At 72.2% G+C, this 19,644-nt stretch carries 19 protein-coding genes; 6 read left to right on the top strand and 13 right to left on the bottom strand.

Going from position 1 to position 19,644, the window contains the following annotated elements:
• Positions 1 to 27: 27 nt before the first annotated feature.
• The 5 genes from AYX06_RS10855 to AYX06_RS10835 all read right to left on the bottom strand — a co-directional run bounded on the left by AYX06_RS10855 (position 28) and on the right by AYX06_RS10835 (position 5,116).
• Positions 28 to 1,044 (bottom strand): ABC transporter permease subunit, encoded by a 1,017-nt coding sequence (locus AYX06_RS10855; RefSeq protein ID WP_062735778.1) that lies wholly within the window; start codon positions 1,042 to 1,044, stop codon positions 28 to 30.
• Positions 1,041 to 2,006, bottom strand: coding sequence for an ATP-binding cassette domain-containing protein (locus AYX06_RS10850; protein ID WP_062735777.1), 966 nt, complete (start codon positions 2,004 to 2,006; stop codon positions 1,041 to 1,043). Before AYX06_RS10850 ends, AYX06_RS10855 begins: the two co-directional genes overlap by 4 nt.
• A gap of 142 nt (positions 2,007 to 2,148) precedes the next feature.
• Positions 2,149 to 3,372 carry a glycosyltransferase 87 family protein gene (locus AYX06_RS10845; protein ID WP_062737016.1) on the bottom strand — a complete coding sequence of 408 codons (1,224 nt, stop codon included), beginning with the start codon at positions 3,370 to 3,372 and terminating at the stop codon, positions 2,149 to 2,151.
• Positions 3,369 to 3,707 (bottom strand): hypothetical protein, encoded by a 339-nt coding sequence (locus tag AYX06_RS10840; protein WP_062735776.1) that lies wholly within the window; start codon positions 3,705 to 3,707, stop codon positions 3,369 to 3,371. The genes AYX06_RS10845 and AYX06_RS10840 overlap by 4 nt, the downstream gene beginning before the upstream one ends.
• Positions 3,704 to 5,116, bottom strand: coding sequence for a CCA tRNA nucleotidyltransferase (locus AYX06_RS10835; protein ID WP_062737015.1), 1,413 nt, complete (start codon positions 5,114 to 5,116; stop codon positions 3,704 to 3,706). Before AYX06_RS10835 ends, AYX06_RS10840 begins: the two co-directional genes overlap by 4 nt.
• A gap of 177 nt (positions 5,117 to 5,293) precedes the next feature.
• Between AYX06_RS10835 and AYX06_RS10830 the strand changes: the two genes are divergently transcribed.
• From AYX06_RS10830 to AYX06_RS10805, 6 genes are all read left to right on the top strand, one after another.
• Positions 5,294 to 5,794: an NUDIX domain-containing protein gene (locus AYX06_RS10830; RefSeq protein WP_062735775.1), complete on the top strand. Its 501-nt coding sequence runs from the start codon at positions 5,294 to 5,296 to the stop codon at positions 5,792 to 5,794.
• Positions 5,795 to 5,873: 79 nt separating this feature from the next.
• On the top strand, positions 5,874 to 7,496 hold the full coding sequence (gene murJ / locus AYX06_RS10825; RefSeq protein ID WP_062737014.1) for a murein biosynthesis integral membrane protein MurJ: 1,623 nt from the start codon (positions 5,874 to 5,876) through the stop codon (positions 7,494 to 7,496).
• 153 nt (positions 7,497 to 7,649) lie between these two features.
• Positions 7,650 to 9,089, top strand: a complete 1,440-nt coding sequence (locus AYX06_RS10820; RefSeq protein ID WP_147017556.1) for a hypothetical protein — start codon at positions 7,650 to 7,652, stop codon at positions 9,087 to 9,089.
• Positions 9,090 to 9,223: 134 nt separating this feature from the next.
• Complete coding sequence (gene trxB / locus AYX06_RS10815; protein WP_084271577.1) at positions 9,224 to 10,255, top strand: thioredoxin-disulfide reductase; 1,032 nt, start codon at positions 9,224 to 9,226, stop codon at positions 10,253 to 10,255.
• 145 nt (positions 10,256 to 10,400) lie between these two features.
• Positions 10,401 to 10,736: a thioredoxin gene (gene trxA / locus AYX06_RS10810; protein ID WP_062735773.1), complete on the top strand. Its 336-nt coding sequence runs from the start codon at positions 10,401 to 10,403 to the stop codon at positions 10,734 to 10,736.
• A 117-nt stretch (positions 10,737 to 10,853) separates the two neighbouring features.
• Positions 10,854 to 12,059 carry an N-acetylmuramoyl-L-alanine amidase gene (locus AYX06_RS10805; RefSeq protein WP_147017558.1) on the top strand — a complete coding sequence of 402 codons (1,206 nt, stop codon included), beginning with the start codon at positions 10,854 to 10,856 and terminating at the stop codon, positions 12,057 to 12,059.
• Between the two features lie 86 nt (positions 12,060 to 12,145).
• Here the strand turns inward: AYX06_RS10805 and AYX06_RS10800 are convergent, their stop codons facing one another.
• From AYX06_RS10800 to rpmH, 8 genes are all read right to left on the bottom strand, one after another.
• A complete protein-coding gene (locus tag AYX06_RS10800; protein WP_371860065.1) occupies positions 12,146 to 13,306 on the bottom strand; it encodes a ParB/RepB/Spo0J family partition protein in 1,161 nt (386 codons plus the stop codon).
• Positions 13,307 to 14,964: 1,658 nt separating this feature from the next.
• The gene (locus tag AYX06_RS10795; RefSeq protein ID WP_084271576.1) at positions 14,965 to 15,849 is read right to left on the bottom strand and encodes a ParA family protein; all 885 of its coding nucleotides are present in this window, start codon (positions 15,847 to 15,849) and stop codon (positions 14,965 to 14,967) included.
• Between the two features lie 335 nt (positions 15,850 to 16,184).
• On the bottom strand, positions 16,185 to 16,856 hold the full coding sequence (gene rsmG / locus AYX06_RS10790; RefSeq protein ID WP_084271575.1) for a 16S rRNA (guanine(527)-N(7))-methyltransferase RsmG: 672 nt from the start codon (positions 16,854 to 16,856) through the stop codon (positions 16,185 to 16,187).
• Positions 16,856 to 17,464, bottom strand: a complete 609-nt coding sequence (locus AYX06_RS10785) for a Jag family protein (protein ID WP_062735770.1) — start codon at positions 17,462 to 17,464, stop codon at positions 16,856 to 16,858. Before AYX06_RS10785 ends, rsmG begins: the two co-directional genes overlap by 1 nt.
• Positions 17,465 to 17,546: 82 nt before the next feature.
• On the bottom strand, positions 17,547 to 18,533 hold the full coding sequence (gene yidC / locus AYX06_RS10780) for a membrane protein insertase YidC (protein WP_062735769.1): 987 nt from the start codon (positions 18,531 to 18,533) through the stop codon (positions 17,547 to 17,549).
• Positions 18,530 to 18,970 (bottom strand): membrane protein insertion efficiency factor YidD, encoded by a 441-nt coding sequence (gene yidD / locus AYX06_RS10775; protein ID WP_062735768.1) that lies wholly within the window; start codon positions 18,968 to 18,970, stop codon positions 18,530 to 18,532. Before yidD ends, yidC begins: the two co-directional genes overlap by 4 nt.
• A complete protein-coding gene (gene rnpA, locus AYX06_RS10770; RefSeq protein ID WP_062735767.1) occupies positions 18,967 to 19,380 on the bottom strand; it encodes a ribonuclease P protein component in 414 nt (137 codons plus the stop codon). Before rnpA ends, yidD begins: the two co-directional genes overlap by 4 nt.
• Positions 19,381 to 19,482: 102 nt before the next feature.
• On the bottom strand, positions 19,483 to 19,620 hold the full coding sequence (rpmH, locus tag AYX06_RS19305; RefSeq protein ID WP_019181680.1) for a 50S ribosomal protein L34: 138 nt from the start codon (positions 19,618 to 19,620) through the stop codon (positions 19,483 to 19,485).
• Between the last annotated feature and the right edge of the window lie 24 nt (positions 19,621 to 19,644).

Here is a 19,644-nt window from a genome sequence, read left to right as displayed (position 1 = left end):
GGCGCCGCGGCGGTGGGCGGAGGAGGACTACAGTGCGCGTTTCTTCGTCACGAGGATCCCGGCGAGCACGACGAGCAGACCCCAGGCGCCGTAGACCAGACCGGACTCCACGTGGTTGAGCACGGCGTCCGAAGGCTGGTACACCGTGGTCAGCTGGGTGCTCGCCGCCCCCGGGGAGTAGGGCTTGGCGTCCTCGAGCCACTCGAAGGACAGGGCGAAGAGGACGAACTCCAGGACCAGCAGCAGCACCACGAGCACCACGATCCCCCACGTGGTGGACTTCAGCAGGGCGCCCAGTCCGAAGCCCAGCCACGCGGTGATCATGTAGAACAGGCCCACGGCGAGGATGTTGAGCAGGATCGCCTCCTGCCACACGTCGTATCCCAGGTCCCCGCCGGCCAGGATCGGCTGGACCAGCAGGTGGCACAGGAACGCGCTGAGCACGCCGAAGAGGAACGCGACCACGGAGAGCACCACCGTCTTGGCGAGCATCACCGGGGTGCGCCGCGGCACTGCCGTCATGGTGGTGCGGACGGCGCCGGTGGAGTACTCGGAGCCGATGAACAGCACGGCCAGCGCGCCCAGGAGCAGCATGACCAGCTGCAGGCCGCCGTTGGCGCTGGTCATGGCCAGGTACTCGCTGAAGCCCATTCCCTCCGGCAGGGCGACGCCGGACTGCTCGGCGAGCTGCTGGTCGGACTCGGCGACGATCGCGTCCCGCTGCTGCTGGACTTCCTCCTCGGTGAGCCCGAGCTCCTCCGGGGAGCGGCCGTCCAGCGTGGCGTCGAACTGCTCCTGCGCGGCCTGATCGTTGAAGCTCTGCAGGGACGTGGTGCTCCAGGCGCTCAGCGCCCCGAAGCCCAGCGACAGCAGGAGGGCGACGGCGAGCAGGATCCAGTGGGAGCGCAGGGAGCGGAACTTGATCCACTCCGAGCGCAGGACCCGGCCGAAGCCCAGCCGGGCGTCGAACGCGGGGCCGGCGTGCCCGGTGGGTCCGGGGGTGGTGGTCTCCGGGTGGGGCGCGGTCGAGGTGCTGGTGCTCATGCTCGGTCTCCGGTTCGTGCGGCGGGGCCCGCCCAGGGCGCCCGGGTGGTCTCGACGGGGGCGCCGCCGGAGCGGTACTCGACCTCGTCCTGCGTCATGGCCATGTAGACGTCCTCGAGGGTGTCGGTCTGCGGGGTGAGCTCGTAGAGCAGCACCCCGGCGGACAGGGCGGCCTCGGCGATCCGCCGCGGCGCGGGCCCGGTGACCAGGGCCCCGTCGTCGTCGAACTCCGTGATCTCGGCGTGCTCCTCCCGCAGGGCCCGGCGCAGGGCCTCGCGGTCGGTGGTGCGCACGCGGGTGCGGGTGCGCTCCCCGGCCAGGAGCTCCCCGATGGGCGCGTCGGCGAGGATCCGGCCGCGGCCGATCACCACGAGGTGGTCGGCCGTCTGGGCCATCTCCGACATCAGGTGGGAGGAGAGGAAGACGGTGCGGCCCTCCGCGGCGAGATACCGGGCGAGGTGGCGCACCCACACGACGCCCTCGGGGTCGAGGCCGTTGACGGGCTCGTCGAGGACCACGGTGTGCGGGTCGCCGATCAGGGCCGCGGCGATGCCCAGCCGCTGGCCCATGCCCAGGGAGAAGCCGCCCACCCGCTTGTCCGCCGCAGCGCCGAGCCCGGTGAGGTCCACGACCTCCTGGACGCGGGAGCGGGGGATGCCGTGGGTCGCGGCGAGCGCGGCCAGGTGGGCCCGGGCCGTGCGCCGGGGGTGGACGGCCTTGGCGTCGAGGAGCACGCCGACCTCCGAGAGCGGGGCGCGGTGCTCGGCGTACGGGCGGCCGTTGACGCGGGCGTGCCCGCTCGTGGCCGACTCCAGGCCCACCAGCAGGCGCATGGTGGTCGACTTGCCGGCGCCGTTGGGCCCCAGGAACCCCGTGACCCGGCCCGGACGGACGGTGAAGCTGACGTCGTCCACCGCCGTCTTGCCACCGTAGGTCTTCGTCAGGTTCTCGATCTCGATCACCGGCGCTCCTCCCGAGCACTCGTCATTGCGGTCCACCCTCAACCTACGGGACCCGGGACACCGTCCGGGACCCTCGGAAGGATGAGCTCGGCGGCCCTCCGCGGACCCGGTCTCCCTCTTCCGGCGGAGGAGGCGCCGGCGTTCACTCCGCCTCGGGAACGCCGATCTGCATCGCCCGGCGTCCGCGCAGGACGTCGACGGCCACCACGACCAGGAACCAGACCAGGAACAGCACCCGCACGGCTGCCAGCAGGTCCTGGGCGTCCCAGCCGGTGCGGCCGGTCCACGGCAGCACCGGCCACGCCGCCTCCGGCAGCACCAGCGTGGTCCACCACAGCACCTCGACGAGCTGCCAGGCCGCGAACTCGATCCAGTTGCGCCGGCTGAGCACCACCAGCGGGGCGAGCCACAGCGCGTGGACCAGCGAGTAGCCCGGGCCGGTGAGCACCAGCACGGTGAGCAGCAGGAACGCGACCTGGACGACGCTGGGCTCCTGGCGGGTGAGCAGCGTGAGCACCAGCACCGCCGCGCAGCCGAGCACGAGGGCCAGGACCACGTGCTGCCCGGTCTCCGCCGCCCCGGGCACGGCGTCCGCACGGCCCCAGACGCTCCACAGGGAGGAGCCTGCCACCGGGCGGTCGGCCGCCGCCCGGAACCGGCCGAGCCACTGCTCCCACGCCGCGATCATGAACGGGCCGTTGACCAGCAGCCAGGCGGCCAGGGTCCCGGCCAGGACCACCGCGAAGTCCCGGAACTGGCGGTACCGGGCGGCGAGGAACAGCACGGCCAGCAGGACCACCAGGGGGAACAGCGCCACGGACGCCCCCAGGCCGAGGAACACCCCGGCCGGTCCCGGGCGGCCGCGCACGTGGAGGAGCAGCGCCAGCACCATGAGCAGCACCGCCCACAGGTCCCACGTGGTGAAGCCCACCAGCGCCGCCACCGGGGCCAGGGCCAGGACGAAGGCGTCGGCCCGGCGGCGGCCGGAGAGCCCGGAGACCACGGCGACCGTGGCCAGCCACAGGAGGGCCAGCAGCACCACGGACAGGTTCGCGAACACGCCGCCGCCCACGTCCGTGCCGAGCAGCGCGGAGAGCCGGGCCGCGATCCACCCGAGCACCGTGGTGATCATCCCGACCAGGGCGGGCTGGTCCCCGGCGGGGCCTCCCGTGAAGAACCCGTCCAGCGTCCCGGCCGTGGCCGCCGGGGTCACCTCGGTGGCGCACAGCGCGGGGAGCTGCTCGGCGGCCGCCCCACCGGGCACCCGGCAGGGCAGCCGCAGCAGGTAGGCCACCATGACCGTGTAGAGGCACAGGCCGGCCAGCTGCAGCCCGTGTCCGCCGAGGCGCCCGCCCAGCCGGCTCATCCGGTCCACCGCCGTCCGCGCAGCGCGTCCGCCGCGACCCGGGCCCCCGGAGAGGCCACCGCCACCGGGTGCAGGGCGACGTCGCCCCGGACGCCCTCCGGAAGCAGGGCATGGAGGCCGCGGTATATGCCTTGACCGACATGTCCGTCGGTCGTCGCCGCAGCACCGGACGCCAGGCCGCCGGTGGCGCCCGTCTGCGGCACCGGGTGCTCCAGCAGCGCGGCGCAGAGCGCGAACCCGGCCGGCGTCCTCGGGCCGATCCGCAGCGCGGGGTGCCGCCCCGGGTCCGGGGCGGTGCGGGGGGCGTCCGGGACGGACTCCGCCCGGGTGCTCACAGAGTGTCCGCCGCCCAGGCCCGCAGCCGCCGCTCCGCCTCCTCGGGGCCCAGCTCCCCCTCGTCGAGACGCAGGTCCAGCAGGAACCGGTAGGCCTGCCCGACCACGGGACCCGGGGGGACGCCGAGCACGGCCATGATCTGCTGACCGTCCAGCTCGGGCCGCACCGCGTCGAGCTCCTCCCGCGCGGAGAGCTCGGTGATGCGCTGCTCCAGGTCGTCGTAGGCGGCGGACAGCCGCGCCACCTTCCGCCGGTTCCGGGAGGTCACGTCCGCCCGCGTGAGCCGGTGCAGCCGCTCGAGGCACTCCCCCGCGTCCCGGACGTAGCGGCGCACGGCGGAGTCGGTCCACCCGGCGTCCCCGTAGCCGTAGAAGCGCATGTGCAGCTCCACCAGCCGGCTCACGGTGCGGATCGTGTCGTTGTCGAAGCGCAGCGCCCGCATCCGCTTCGCGGTGAGCTTGGCGCCCACCACCTCGTGGTGGCGGAAACTCACCGCGCCGTCGGCCCCGAAGCGGCGGGTCGCGGGCTTGCCGACGTCGTGCATGAGGGCCGCGAAGCGCAGGGCGAAGTCGGGCGCGGGCACGGGACCGTCCGGGCCGGACTCGAGCTCCGCCGCCTGCTCGAGGACGGTGAGGGAGTGCTGGTAGACGTCCTTGTGCCGGTGGTGCTCGTCCGTCTCGAGCTGCAGGGCGGGCACCTCGGGCAGCACGACCGCGGCGAGCCCCGTCCCCACGAGGAGATCGACCCCCTGCCGGGGCCGGCGCCCGCAGATCAGCTTGACGAGCTCGTCCCGGACGCGCTCGGCCGAGACGATCGCGATCCGCTCCGCCATGTCGGTCATGGCCGCGCGCACCTCCGGGGCCACCTCGACGTCGAGCTGGGAGGCGAAGCGGGCGGCGCGCATCATCCGCAGGGGGTCGTCCGAGAACGAGTCCTCCGGGGCGCCGGGGGTGCGCAGCACCCGGGCGTGCAGGTCCTTGACCCCGCCGTGCGGGTCGACGAGCTCGAGCCCGGGCAGTCGCAGCGCCATCGCGTTGATCGTGAAGTCCCGGCGGAACAGGTCGTCGTCCAGGGAGGTGCCGAAGGCCACCTGCGGTTTGCGGGAGTCCGCGTCGTACGCCTCGGCCCGGTAGGTGGTGACCTCGAGCTGCACGTCGCCCCGGCGCATCCCGATGGTCCCGAAGTCCCGGCCGATCTCCCACACCGCGTCGGCCCAGCCCGCGACCACGCCGAGGGTCTGGTCGGGCGTGGCGTCGGTGGTGAAGTCCAGGTCCAGGGCGGGCCGGCCGAGGAAGAGGTCGCGCACGGGCCCGCCCACGAGCGAGAGCTCGTGGCCGGCGTCGGCGAACCGCCGCCCCAGGTCGAGGGCGGCGGGATGGATCGCGTCGATGTCGGGGAGCTGCGTCATGGTGCCGCCCATTGTTCCAGACCCGGGACCGCCGGCCCGTCCGGGCGGGACCCTGGCGGGCCGGGAACCGGGCCGCGGGCCCGGTCGCGGACGGGTGCACCGGCGCACCGAGGGGCCCCTGCGCGGGCCCTCCGGTGCTCGGGCGGGAGCCGGGAGGATTGTGGCAAGGTAGGAGACATGGCTTTCCCCGTCCCCAGCGCACCGAAGAAGCGGCCCACCGCGCCGGCCGCCGCGCTGCCCACGGTCGAGGAAGTCTCCGCCGGGGGGATCGTCGTCGACCTCGCCACGCCCTCCCACCCGGTGGCCATCATCGCCCGGATCAACCGGGGCGGACGCCTCGAGTGGTGCCTGCCCAAGGGCCACCCCGAGGGCGAGGAGACGAACGAGGAAGCCGCGATCCGCGAGATCGAGGAGGAGACCGGCATCGCCGGGGAGGTGCTGAGCCCGCTGGGCAGCATCGACTACTGGTTCACGGTCTCCGGGCACCGCGTGCACAAGACGGTGCACCACTTCCTGCTCCGCGCCACCGGCGGGCACCTCACCACGGACAACGACCCCGACCACGAGGCCGTGGACGTCGCGTGGGTGGACATCGACGACCTCGGCCGGAAGCTCTCCTTCCCCAACGAGCGGCGCATCGCCGACATCGCCCGTGAATACATCATCCACCAGCTCTGAGACCGTGCGCTCCCCCGGCGAGCGCCAGGACGCACCCCCCGCCCCGGCCCGGCGCTCGGGTGCGGCCTCCAGCGCCATCATGGCCTCCGGCACGCTCGTCTCCCGCGCCCTGGGGTTCGTCAAGACCGTGCTCATCACGGTGGCCATCGGCTCGGTCACCACCGTCTCCGACGTCTTCGAGCTGGCGAACACGCTGCCGAACCTGATCTACGTCCTCGTGGCCGGCGGCATCTTCAACGCCGTCCTGGTGCCCCAGATCATCAAGGCATCCAGGACCGCCGACGACGGCGGGGCCGACTACATCTCCCGCCTGCTCACCCTGGCCGTGCTCGCGCTGCTGGGGGTCACGGCGGTCGTGGTGGCCCTGGCGGGACCCATCGTGCGGACCATGGGCACCGACTGGACCGAGGCGCAGCTCTCGCTCGGCCTGACCTTCGCGCTGTTCACGTTCCCGCAGATCTTCTTCTACGGCCTCTACACCGTGGTGGGGCAGGTGCTCAACGCCCGCGGCGCCTTCGGCTGGTACATGTGGGCGCCGGTGGTCAACAACGTGGTGGCCATCGCGGCGCTGCTCGTGTTCATCCAGCAGTTCGGGGCGTTCGCCGAGGCGGAGCACTCCCTGGACGACTGGACGCCGGCCAAGACGTTCTGGTTGGCGGCCATGGCCACCGTGGGCGTCGCCACCCAGGCCCTCGTGCTCTTCTGGCCGCTGGGCCGGCTGGGACTGCGGCTGCGCCCCCGCTTCGGCTGGCGCGGCATCGGGCTCTCCACCGCCGCGCGACTGGCCGGCTGGACGCTGGCCACGGGGATCATCGCCAACCTGGCGTTCCTGGCCCTGACCAAGGTCGCCGCGATCCCCACCGGCTACCGCCCGGAGTACCTCGCCATGGACCCGCCGCAGCAGATCGCGGGCGTCGCGGCGCTCAACCAGGCCTCGATGCTGTACTCCCTGCCGCACGGGGTGATCGGGCTGTCCATCGCCACGGTGCTGTTCAACCGGATGGCCGCCGCCTCCACGGACGGGGACCGGGCCGGCATGGTCGCGTCCCTGTCCTCGAGCCTGCGGATCACGGGCGTGGCCACGGTCTTCGCCACCGTCGCCCTCGTCGTCTTCGCGGGACCCCTCGGCATGCTCTTCAGCGGCGGCGTGCCCTCCGCCGGAGCCGTGATCGGCCAGGTGGTCACGGTGATCGCGATCGGCGCGCCCTTCATGTCCACCTCCTTCATGCTCGGCCGGGCCTTCTACGCGCAGGAGGACGCCCGCACCCCGTTCCTGGTGCAGGTGGGCGTGGCCCTCTTCACCGTCGCCTGCGCACTGCTGATCGCGTCCCTGGCCCCGCCGCACCTCGTCATCTTCGCGGTCGCCGGGTGCTACGCGGCCCAGAACATCCTGAGCACGCTCATCTACCACCTGGTCCTGGTCCGCCGGATCGGGGACTACGACCTCGCCCGGATCATGGACTCCCACGCCCGGATCCTCGTGGCCTCCCTGCTCGCCGGGGTGGTGGGCGCCGTGGCCCTGTTCCTGCTCGGCGGCTACGACCCGGACGGCTTCCCCTGGACCAACCAGCTGACCGCGATCGCGACCGTCGCCGTGGGCGGGACCGTCATGGGGATCGCCTATCTGGGCGCCCTCAGGCTCTGCCGCGTCCGGGAGCTCGACAGCCTCGTGCGCCCGGTCCTGGCCCGGCTCGCCCGCTGACCGTGTGACACGGCTCTCCGCCGCGGGCCGCCGGGACCGGTAAAGTGCTGAGTGGTCGGTGACGTGGGTCAGGAACACCCCTTCTGCCCCACCGGCCACCCCCGCCCGCGAATTCCGGCCCCTCCGCGAATTCCCGACCCCCAGGGAGCCAACGTGCCCGCACCGATGAAGCTCGGTTCCGTCCTCGGCGGCCGCTACAAGGTGGTCACCGACGTGCTGGCCACCGCCGAGGGCGACCACGTGCTCGAGGGCCATGACCAGATCCTGGGCCGCCGCGTCTCGATCCTGCTGCCCGCGGAGCGGCACACCTCCCTGCTCGTGGAGAACGCCCGCTCGATGGCCAACGGCAGCATCGGCGCCCCGTTCCAGATCCTCGACCTGGGGCAGGCGGAGGCCCAGACCTACCTCGTGACCTCGCACACCCCAGCCGCGGACATGCTGGACTCCCTGCTCGTGGAGCCCGACGAGATCGAGGACGAGTCGCTCAGCGACGACATCTTCGGCGCACCGCGCGGCACCGGCAGCGCCTCGTACGTCTACGACGAGCCGGACCCCACGAGCCCGACGCCGGTGGTCGCCACCGAGCCCTCGGACGACCTCGGCACCGCGGCCCCGGGGCCCAAGGTCACCCGGTGGAGGGACGACGACTCCTACGACGACGCCGCGCCCGCGCCCTCGGTGCGCACCCGCCTCGGCCGGCCGGTGCGGGTCAGCGCCACCTCGACCCGCTCCACGCTCTTCGACCGGGCGGCCGCGAGCGGCACCGCCGCCGTGGCCGGCCGCACCGCCGGCACCGACATCGATCCCGGCTACGACGGCGACAACCGCTACGACAGCTACTACGACGAGCACCGGGAGGCCCCCCACCGCGAGCCGGAGACGGCCGTCGGGCCGCCGCCGCGCGGCAAGGACACCGCTGCGCGCACCCAGAGGGGCGGCAAGGGCCTCCTCCTGCTGGTGGTGGTGCTGCTGGCCCTGCTGATCGGGGCCGTGGTGTTCAGCTTCGACCGCCTGGGCGGGCTCTTCGGCGGGGCGAACGCCCCCGATCCGGCCGCCAGCGCCCCCGCCGGGGAGGACGAGGGGGCGGAGCAGTCCCGGCCGAGCGCGGAGGCCGAGCCGGAGGCCCCGGAGGCGGACCCGCAGCCCACGGCCGTGACCCGGGTCGTGCCCGGCAACGCGAACTTCATGGCCGACCAGGACGCCCAGCTGGGTCAGGCCGTGGACGGGAACCCCTCCACCTACTGGATCAGCTACGGGTTCTCCGACCAGAACTTCAGCAACCAGGCGCCCAGCGTGGGTCTGGCCGTCCAGCTCCAGGAGGCCGCACCGGTGGAGACCCTGCGGCTCAGCCAGTCCGCCGGGTCCGGCGGCATGTTCGACGTCTACGTCAACGACGCCCCGACCCTGGACGGCGCCCAGCAGGTGGGCTCCGGCTCCTTCACCGGCCCGGAGATCACCGTCCCGCTGGCCGCCGGGGCCCGGGAGGAGAGCCACCAGTACGTGATCGTCAACTGGACCCAGCTGCCGCAGCTGACCAACCCCATCGCCGGGTTCAACTACGGCCTGCGGGTCGGCGAGATCCAGCTGGACTGAACGGGCGCGCGCCCCCGGCGGCCGCGGCCGGGGCCGCGCGCCACCGGAATATCCGCCGGGCGCCCCCCGTTGTGCCAGTGGTCCCCGCGGCCGGACCCGTCCGGCCGCTCCCTGTACGGAAGGTCAGCAGAACAGTGAGCCCCGACTTCGGTCCCGTGATCAACGCCCTGGATCTCACCCCGCGCGGCGGCGAGCCGACGTCCGCCCCCGAGGACGAGGTCGTCCACGAGGTGATCGTCGTCGGCTCCGGCCCCGCCGGGTACACCGCCGCGATCTACGCCGCGCGCGCCAACCTCCACCCCGTCGTGTTCGCGGGCTCCGTGACCGCCGGCGGCGAGCTGATGAACACCACCGAGGTCGAGAACTACCCCGGGTTCATCGACGGCATCCAGGGTCCGGAACTGATGTCCAACATGCAGCAGCAGGCCGAGCGCTTCGGCGCCGACATCCGCTACGAGGACGTCGTCGCCCTGGAGCTCGAGGGCGAGGTCAAGACCGTGACCCTCGAGGACGGCTCGGTGCACCGGGCGCACGCCGTGATCATCGCGACCGGCTCCGCATACCGGGAGCTCGGCCTGCCGGACGAGAAGCGGCTCTCCGGCCACGGCGTGAGCTGGTGCGCCACCTGCGACGGCTTCTTCTTCAAGGAGCAGCAGATCGCGGTCGTCGGCGGCGGGGACTCCGCCCTCGAGGAGGCCACCTTCCTCTCCCGCTTCGCCTCGAAGGTGACCATCATCCACCGGCGGGACAGCTTCCGCGCCTCCGAGATCATGCAGCAGCGGGCCTTCGAGGACCCGAAGATCGAGGTGCTGTGGAACGCCGAGGTCGTGGCCATCAACGGGGAGGAGAAGGTCCGATCCGTCACCGTGCGGGACACCGAGTCCCGGGAGACCTCGGAGCTGCCCGTGACGGGGCTGTTCGTCGCGATCGGCTCCGACCCGCGCACCGCGCTGGTCGCCGACCAGCTCGAGCTCACCGTCGACGGCACGATCCAGGTGGACGGACGCAGCTCCACCACGAGCCTCGCCGGAGTCTTCGCCGCCGGCGACGTCGTGGACGCGACGTACCGCCAGGCCATCACCGCCGCCGGCTCCGGGTGCGTGGCCGCGGTCGACGCCGAGCACTACCTCGCCGCCCTGCACGACCGCTCGGTGCTGCACAGCTGAGCGTCCCCGGCCCCGCGGCCGGCTGGGACGGCTCGCACCGCCCCGCCCGGCATGGACCATAATCGAACCAGTTCCGCCCTCGCACCAGTTGCACAGAGCGCGCCGAGCACGCCACGAGCGTGCCGGCGCCCGGACAAGGAGAAACATGAGCGCCGCCAAGAACGTCACCGACGCCGACTTCCGGACCGAGGTCCTCGAGTCGGACAAGCCCGTCATCGTCGACTTCTGGGCCGAGTGGTGCGGCCCCTGCCGCATGGTCGGCCCCGTCCTGGACGCGATCGCCGCCGAGCACGCCGAGGCCATCGAGGTCGTCAAGCTGAACGTGGACGAGAACCCCGCAGTGGCCTCCCAGTACGGCATCACCTCGATCCCCGCGATCTACCTGTTCTCGGGCGGCGAGGTCGTCAGGAAGGCCATCGGGGCCAAGCCGAAGAGCGCCCTCGAGAAGGAGTTCGCCGACTACCTGACCCCCGGCGCCTGATCGGTCGTACCGACATCCTGGCCGCATCGCGCTCATCCGTCCTCTCCCCCGAGCGGGAGGGGACGGATGAGCCGTTGTACTGGCACTGACGACGACCCGACGACCCGTGGGACACCTGTGAAACTCGACGACACCGAACCGATGCTGCGCCGGACCATGACGAACCGGCGCGTGGTGGGCCTCCGGGAGCGTCTGCTCCGGGCCGGCGTCACCGTGGCCTACCTCGCGCCGCAGGACGTGAACAACCCCTCCTACTTCGACGACCACGTCGACGCCGCCGTGCGGGCCTTCCAGCAGGAGCGCGGCCTGATCGTCGACGGCCTGGTCGGCCCCGAGACGGACCGCTGCCTCAACGAGGCCCAGTACGCACTGGGCGACCGCTCCCTCTCTCTGGACGAGGACCGCCCGATGCGCGGCGACGACGTCACCAGACTGCAGCACAACCTGTCCAGGTTGGGTTTCTACTACGGGCACCTCAACGGCGTCTTCACACGCAGCACGCACCATGCCGTGCTGGAGCTGCAGCAGAGCCTCGGCGTGGCCGTCACCGGAGTGGTGGATCTCGAGACCATCGCCGCCCTCGCCCGGATCAACAAGAACATCACCTCCTCGAAGGCCTTCTCCCTGCGGGACTACCACCGCCTGGAGCGCGCCACCTCGGCGCTCCGGGGGCGGTCCGTGGTCCTCGTGCCGTCGCGCGCCGCCGGCCAGCAGCCACCGGCCTCGGCCGCCCCGGATTTCGCCGAGCGCGCGGACGAGGTCACCACCGACGTCGCCGTCCTGGCCTTCGGCCTGCTGCAGGAGATCGGCGCCGACCCGGCGATCGTGGCCCCGGAACCCACGCTCAGGGACCGCCGCGGTGAGCAGGTCCGGTGCGTGCCCTCGGTGCACGACGCCACCGGGGGCCGTCCCGACTCCGTGGTCGTGTCCCTGCACTGCGACTGGAACGCCTCCCCCGCCGCGGCGGGTCTCGCGTCGTACTACTGGGGCGAGCAGGACCACTCGGAGGTCTACTCCCCCATCGGCGAGCGGGCCGCCGGGCTCGTGCTCAAGGAGATGGTGGCCCGCACCGGCGCCCTCGATCTCGGCAGCCACGCCCGGCAGTGGGAGCTGCTGCGCACCCACGACGCCCCCACCGTCTGGCTGGACCTCGGCTATCTCTCCAGCGCCACGGACCGCGCCGCCCTCGCGGATCCCGAGCACCGCAGCCATCTCGCGGAAGCCGTCGTGTTCGGTCTGCAGCGTATGTTCCTGCTCGCGGAGGACGACGTGCCCACGGGGACCATGCGTCTGGACGACGTGGCGGAGTTCAACGGCCGCTGAGGTCAGCCCTCCACAGCACGGAGCCCCGGTGTTTCACGTGAAACACCGGGGCTTCGTCGTGCGCGCACCCGTCGGGCGCGGCTTCCTCAGGAACGCTCGATCCCCGGATCCAGGACCTCGATGATCCGGTTCAGGTCCTCGACAGAGGCGAACTCGATGGTCATCTTGCCCTTCCGTGCCCCGAGCGCGATCTTGACGCTGGTGTCCAGTCGATCGGCGAAGGCTTCCGCGATGTAGTCCAGTCGTTCCTTGTGCCGGCCGGCCGGCGCCGCGGCGCGCGGGGTCTTCCGTTCGGTCCCCTCGGTCAGCGCCACGGCCTCCTCGGTGGCCCGGACGGAGAGCCCTTCGGCGACGATGCGCTGCGCAAGCCGCTCCATCTCCGCGGGGTCGGCCAGGGACAGGAGCGCGCGGGCGTGCCCTGACGAGAGCACACCGGCCGCGACCCGGCGCTGGACGAGCGGAGGCAGCCGGAGCAGGCGGATCGTGTTGCTGATCTGAGGGCGGGACCGCCCGATGCGGCGCGAGAGCTCCTCCTGCGTCGTGCCGAACTCCTCCATGAGCTGCTGGTACGCAGCGGCCTCCTCCAGGGGGTTCAGCTGGCTGCGGTGCAGGTTCTCCAGCAGCGCGTCACGGAGCAGGTCGTCGTCGGAGGTCTCCCGGACGATCGCCGGGATCGTGCTGAGGCCGGCGCGCCGGGTCGCCCGCCAGCGTCGCTCCCCCATCACCAGCTCGTACGAGGTCTCGCCGTCCTCCCGGCTGGGACGCACCACGATCGGCTGCAGCACGCCGAGCTCGCCGATGGAGTACGCCAGTTCCGCGAGCTCCTCCTCGTCGAAGACCTGGCGCGGCTGCTTCCGGTTCGGATGGATCGCGCCGACAGCGATCTCCGCGAACCTGGCTCCGGGGACCGCCGTCAGTCCTTCGGCCAAAGCCTCCGTTTCACGTGAAACATGGCTGTCGGCGTCCACGCCGCCATCAAATTCCGGGTCGACACCATCGCTCGGCGAGGACGCCTGTGCGTTGGGTGCGGGAGGGCGCTGCCCGCGGTGCGGAGATGTTTCACGTGAAACGTCGTCCGCCGGGGACGCCGGCTCATCGGCATGGGTCCGGGATCCATCGCCGCGCGTGTCCGCGGCGCCGTCCGCTGTGTCCGCCGCTCCACCCGTGACGGTCTCACCCGCAGGTCGACCACTGGGCGCCCCGGGGTCCGAGGGTCCGGTCGGCGCGCCCGAGGGCAGGAAGAACATGTCGGACGGACGGCTGACCAGGGTCGTGTTGCGCAGCGCCTCGCCCATGTCCATCCGGGCCTTCATGGCTTTCTGGCGCGCCGCCGGGCTCACGGACCGGCCGCGCGGCCCGGCGCCGGCGCGAGCGGTCGGCGCGGGGGTGTCGTCGGCTCGGCTCGACGCCGCGTCGTCCGCGCGGGACGCGGACCCCGGCGACCCGGCGCTCTGGGAGGAGTCGGCGTCGACGGGGCCACGGTCGGCGGTGTTCTGGGCAGCATCCCGCTCGGCCGCACTCGGCATCGGCTCCGCGGTCTTCGCGGATGCTGGTTCGGTGGTGGCCGCGGAACGGGTCGCCGCCGAGGTCGCCGAACCGGTCGAGCGCTTGTCCGGGGCCCTGCCGGTTCCCGGGCTGTGCCCTGCTGACCCGTTGCCCCCGGAATCGGGCGGGATGGAGGAGGCTGTTGTTTCACGTGAAACGTCCGCGGGGTCGGCGTCGCGGACCGGGGGAGTGAGCGATTGCTCCCCGGCCGGCGACACCGGCTCGACCGGGGCTTCCGTCGGTGCCGCTGCGGCCGGAGCGCTCGGAATGAGCGCCCCCAGTCCCCGACCCAGACCACGTCGTCGTTCGCTCACGGTGTTCCTTTCCTCGCGCGGCAATCCGGTCAATTCTAGCGGAGGGGGCGCCGTCATCCCGTCGCTCCACACCCCTGGACGCACCATCGGACATGCGCGGGCCGTGCGCCGGAGAGCAGACTGCCGACCACGGAGGCAGTAATCGCTCCTCAGGACGTGCACCCTCCGCCGTGCTTCACACCCCTCGAGGCCCCACCGCAGATGTGCGGATCGTGCGCCCGGGAGTAGACCGCCGACCACAGTGGGAGCGACCTGTCCTCCGGGCGAGCACCGTCCGCCGTGCGCCACGCTCCTCGTGGCACCACCGGAGAGGTGCGGACGGCCCCCCTGGGGGACCGGGCCGCCGGCCACGGCGGAGCGGACTGTCCTGCGCACCTGCACCGCTCACCGTGCTCCGTGCCGCGTCTCCGCCCGCCAGCCGATGCGCTCACGGTCGATCCGAACGGTGGGCCGGGTCCGGCATCCGGGCGTCGCGCCGCGGGAGACTGTCTTCCGGGCTTCACGTCGACCTGATCGTCAATGACGGCGTCGCGTGCTTTCACCGTGTAAGCAACGGGCCCGGTGGTACCCGTCCGCCGCGCGTACCACCGACCCAGCACTCCGCATCAGCTGCAATGGCCACGGGCTCGAGCACGCCGGGACACTGCTGACGTCACGGGCGGCGCGCCCTCGATAGGGGACCCGCTCACGCTCCCGATAGGCCGCCTCCACCGTGGAAGCCACGGACGCGGCCACGCGCACCCGTTCCACAGGCCATGTCGCCCCGAGGGCGACCGGTCGGGGCCGGGTCAGCACCGTGAAGCGTCGGTGCGGGGCAGCCGGCGCCGACTTCGAGTCTCGTGCGGAGGGCGTCCGGCCGGTGGGTGAGATGCGGATCGCGTGCCGAGTCCACGGCGTCCTCTCGGCCGGGCGCATTGCACGCCCAACGGCTGCGTTACACGTGAAACATCTGAGCGTCTCGACACCGGGGTCACCCGTTGTCCTGGTGGGCACACAGCGAAGCGCCCGCCTCCGGTGGAGGCGGGCGCTCGGGGGAGGGGCAGCGATCAGCGCGCGGCGCGCTGCGCGATCTCGGCGGCGGCCTCGAGATAGGACAGGGCACCGGTCGAGCTGGGGTCGTAGCTGATGACGCTCTGCTGGTAGCTCGGCGCCTCGGAGATCCGCACCGAGCGGGGGATCATGGTCTCCAGGACCTCGGCGGGGAAGTGGGTCCGGACCTCCTCGGCCACCTGGGACGCCAGGTTGGTCCGGCCGTCGTACATCGTGAGCAGGATGGTCGACACCGAGAGCTCCGGGTTCAGGTGCTTCTGGATCATCTCGATGTTCTTCAGCAGCTGGCTCAGTCCCTCCAGTGCGTAGTACTCGCACTGGATGGGAATGAGCACCTCGGTGGCCGCGACGAACGCGTTGAGGGTCAGCAGGCCCAGGCTGGGCGGGCAGTCGATGAAGACGTAGTCCAGCCGCTCCAGGCCGTCCGCCTCGCGCTGCCGTGCGTAGGCCTCCAGGGCCCGCCGCAGCCGGTGCTCCCGCGCCACCATGGAGACCAGCTCGATCTCCGCGCCGGCGAGGTCGATGGTCGCGGGCACCACCCACAGGTTCTCGGCCTCGACGGAGGTCTTAACCACGTCGGCGATCGGCATCTCGTCGATCAGGACGTCGTAGGTGCTGTCCACCTCGGAGCTGTGCTCCACACCGAGCGCGGTCGAGGCGTTGCCCTGTGGGTCGTTGTCGATCACCAGGACGTTCTGGCCCTGCCGCGCCAGGGCGACGGCGAGGTTGACCGAGGTGCTCGTCTTGCCGACGCCGCCCTTCTGGTTGCTGATGGTGAAGACCCGCGTCGCGGCGGGCTTCTCCAGCTGGACCTTCTTCAGCCTGGCGCGTCGCCTGGTCTCTTCCACGAGCGTCCTCCCCAGCGGCGTGTCGTCCGCCATCGTCGTCATCTTGGACAGCTGTCCGTCTGTTTCACGTGAAACACGGGTGCCTCGGTCAGGAACAACCTTTACAGATTGATCTGCCGGGTCCGGCGGGAACTCCTCGCCGAAACCCACCGGGCTTTCCTCGCCGTCGTCGATCGGCATCTGACTGCGCACCTTCCCGGTTCGTCTGGATGTGGTTCCGTCCGGGCACAGCCTCCCCGCGGGAGGGCGTCCGGGTCCGGCCGCGGGGCGGGGGAGCGAGGACCATCCCGGGGAACGGCCACGGCGCCACGCCCGCGGCACACGCCCCCCAGCCTACCGTCGCCGCACGTCGCCGACGGCGGGACCGCTCAGAGTCGCACACGGACCACCGTGGTCGGCTCGGCGAGCAGGGCGTCGCCCACGGTGAGGACCTCGGTGGAGCGGGCGCCGTGGCGGGCCAGCTTCTTCTGCGCCTTCTCGATCTCCTGCGCGGCGGAGCGGCCCTTGAGCGCAAGGAGCTCGCCCGTGCCGCGCAGCAGCGGGAGCGTGATGTCGAGCAGGCCCACGAGGGCGGAGACCGCGCGGGCCGTGACGACGTCGACCTCGCCCACCTCGTCCTTCGCCTGCTCGGCACGAGCGCGCAGCACCCGGACGTTGGTCAGCCCCAGGTCGGCCACGACCTCGTCGAGCCACTGCACCCGGCGCTCCAGCGGCTCGATCAGCGTGAGCCGCAGATCGGGCCGGGCCAGTGCCAGGCACAGCCCCGGCAGACCCGCCCCGGAGCCGACGTCGGCCACGCGCGCGTCCGGCGGGAGGAGCTCCTCCACCACGGCGCAGTTGAGCACGTGGCGGCTCCAGAGCCGCGGCACCTCGCGAGGACCGATGAGCCCGCGCACGATTCCCGAGGACGCCAGGTGTGCGACGTAGCGTTCCGCGAGGGCCAGCCGGTCCCCGAACAGCCGCTCGGCGGCCAGACGCTCCTGGGGGTCCGGCAGCGGGGGCTCCTGCGCCGTGGGGGAGGGGCGGGGGTCGCCGGCCATCAGGCCTGCTCGGCGGAGACGACGATGTGCCGTCCCGCCCCCTCGCCCTCGGACTCGCTGAGCAGACCCTGCTCCGCGACCACGTCGTGCACGATCTTGCGCTCGTAGGCGGACAGGGGCTCGAGGTGCACCCGCTCCCCGGTCTCCTGCGCCTCCCGCACGGCGGCGAGGGCCATCTCCTGCAGCGCGGACGACCGGCGCCGCCGGTAGCCCCCGATGTCGAGGACGAGCCGGGAGCGGCGTCCGGTCGCGGACAGGACGGAGAGCCGCACGAGCTCCTGCAGCGCCTCCAGGACCTCTGCGTCCTCGCCGACGAGCACGGACAGGCTCTCGTCGTCGTCACCCTCCGCGACGACGGACAGGTAGGTGCGGCCGTCGCGGACCTCGATGTCGATGTCCCCGTCGAGGTCCGCCGTGTCCAGCAGCTCCTCGAGGTAGTCGGCCGCGACCTCGCCCTCCTCCTCGAGGTGATCGAGCGTGGGATCCGTTCCCGGGTCCTGGTCCTGACCGGTCCGCTCGGCGGCGTCCGCCGGCGCGTCGCCCTCGACGGGGTGGGGGGTCGGCTGCGCCTCGTCGGCGTCCTGGGTGGTCTGCCGGATGTCGCTCATGTCGTCTCCTGGGGCCGTGGAAGCACGGGGCCGGGCATCCCGGCCCCGTGCGGGGAGGAAGTCGCGGGGTGACCCGCAGCGGTCATCGCGCCTGTTTCTTCTTCGTCTGCTGCCGCTGCCGCTTCTTGCCGACGGGCTGCTGGCGCTGCCCGGCGGCGGCGCGGGCACGCTGTTCCTCGACCTCCGCCTCGTGCTCCTCGCGGGTCTTGCCGAACGGGGGCAGGCCCTTGGCGGCGCGGCGCTCGTTGAGCTCCTGCTCGGCCTGGGAACCGGGGGTCGGGTTGTTGCGGATGACCCACCACTGCTGGCCCATGGACCACACGTTGGAGACGGTCCAGTAGATGAGGACGCCGATGGGGAAGTTGATGCCGCCGATCGCGAAGACGAGCGGGAACAGGTAGAGCATCATCTGCTGCTGGCGGTACATGGGGGAGGCCTTGGCGGTCTCGCTCATGTTCTTGGCCGTCAGCTGCTTCTGGGTGAAGAACTGCGAGGCGGACATCGCGATGATCATCACGACGGCCAGGATGATGGTGGCCACGTGGTTGCCGTCGCCCGGGTTGAGCAGGGTGGAGAAGAGCGGGGCGCCGAAGAACGTGGCCTCGTTGAAGGACTGCACGGTGGCGGCGTTGAGCACGTGCACGCCCTCCCCGGCCGCCGCCGACTTGGGCACTCCGTTGAGGACCTGGAACAGACCGAAGAAGATCGGCATCTGCACCAGGATCGGCAGGCAGGCCGAGAACGGGTTGGAGCCGTGGCTCTTGTAGAGCTCCATCTGCTCCTGGGCCATGGCCTGGCGGGAGAGCTGGTCCTTCTTGCCCTTGTACTTGGCCTGCAGCTTGGCCATCTCGGGCTGCAGCTCCTGCATGCCGCGCATGGACTTGATCTGCTTGAGGAACAGCGGGATGGTCAGCGTGCGCATGACCAGGGTGAGGCCCACGATGCACAGCACCCAGGTGATGCCCGCGGCGGGATCCATCCCGACGGCCGTCAGCAGCTCGTGGAAGACCCACAGCACGGCGGAGACGACCCACCTGAAGGGGAAGAGGATCAGTTCGAACAGATTCATGGGGAAGGCTCTCCTTGGGCCGCGGAGCCGGTGCCTCCGGCGGGGTGGTGCTGGTGGCGCTCGGCAAGGGTGGGGTGGTTCAGCAGGACGATCTTGGGCAGGGACGCGAAGTCGGGAAAGCTCCGACCGCCGTCCGGGACCCTGTCGATCCCACCGGCCGCCCAGGGGTGGCAGCGCAGGAGCCGGCGGACGCTGAGGCCGAGACCGCGCACGGCGCCGTGCACCGTGACGGACTCGAGGGCGTAGGCCGAGCAGGAGGGGAAGTACCGGCAGACGTCCCCGTACAGGGGGGAGACGATGGTCCGGTAGAGCTTCAGGCCCGCGATGAGCGCGTTCTGCGGCAGGAACCAGAGAGCCTGCCACGCCGACGCCGGGCGGACGTACTCGTGGGGAGCCGCGGCGAGGAGGTCCTCGTGCCCATGGGCGTGCTCGCTCATGACGCTGGCTCCTCCCGTCCGGATCGGTGGTCTTCTGCCGGGGGCGTCCCGGTCGCGGCGCGGGGGACGCCCGCGCGCGCGGACGCCGTCCGCCAGGCCTTGGCGTAGTCGGCGGCCAGCTCCGCCCAGTCCGCGGCGGAGGCGGGCGGGAGCGCGCGGACGACCACGTCATAACCGTACGGGACCTGCCTGACCGTGGTCTGGGCGAGTTCCCGCAGGCGCCGCTTCACCTTGTTGCGCCGGACGGCGTTGCCCACCGCCTTCGAGACGACGAACCCGAAGCGCGCCGGGCGGTCCTCGGCGGTGGGGCGCACATATACGACGACGTTCCGGCGCCCGTTGCGGGCGCCGGAACGCGTGGTGGCCGAGAACTGGGCCGAGGTCCGGATCCGGTGCTGCTCAGGCAGCACGGTCCGGCTCCTGTCGGGCCCGGTGCTCCGGCGGTCCCGGCACGGATGCCGCCACCCGAGAAGGGGTGGTCGTCCGGAACGCCGGTGCCGACATGGGCCGGCTCAGGCCGAGAGTTCGGTGCGGCCCTTGCTGCGGCGGGCGGCGAGGATGGCGCGGCCGGCACGGGTGCGCATCCGGGCGCGGAAGCCGTGCTTCTTGGCGCGACGGCGGTTATTCGGCTGAAAAGTCCGCTTGCTCACTGGTTACTCCAAAGGCGTCGGGGT

This window comes from Kocuria turfanensis (genome assembly GCF_001580365.1).
Lineage (GTDB): Bacteria > Actinomycetota > Actinomycetes > Actinomycetales > Micrococcaceae > Kocuria > Kocuria turfanensis.
The sequence above is the reverse complement of the archived record's forward strand: the minus strand, read 5'-3'. Positions and strand labels throughout refer to the sequence as shown.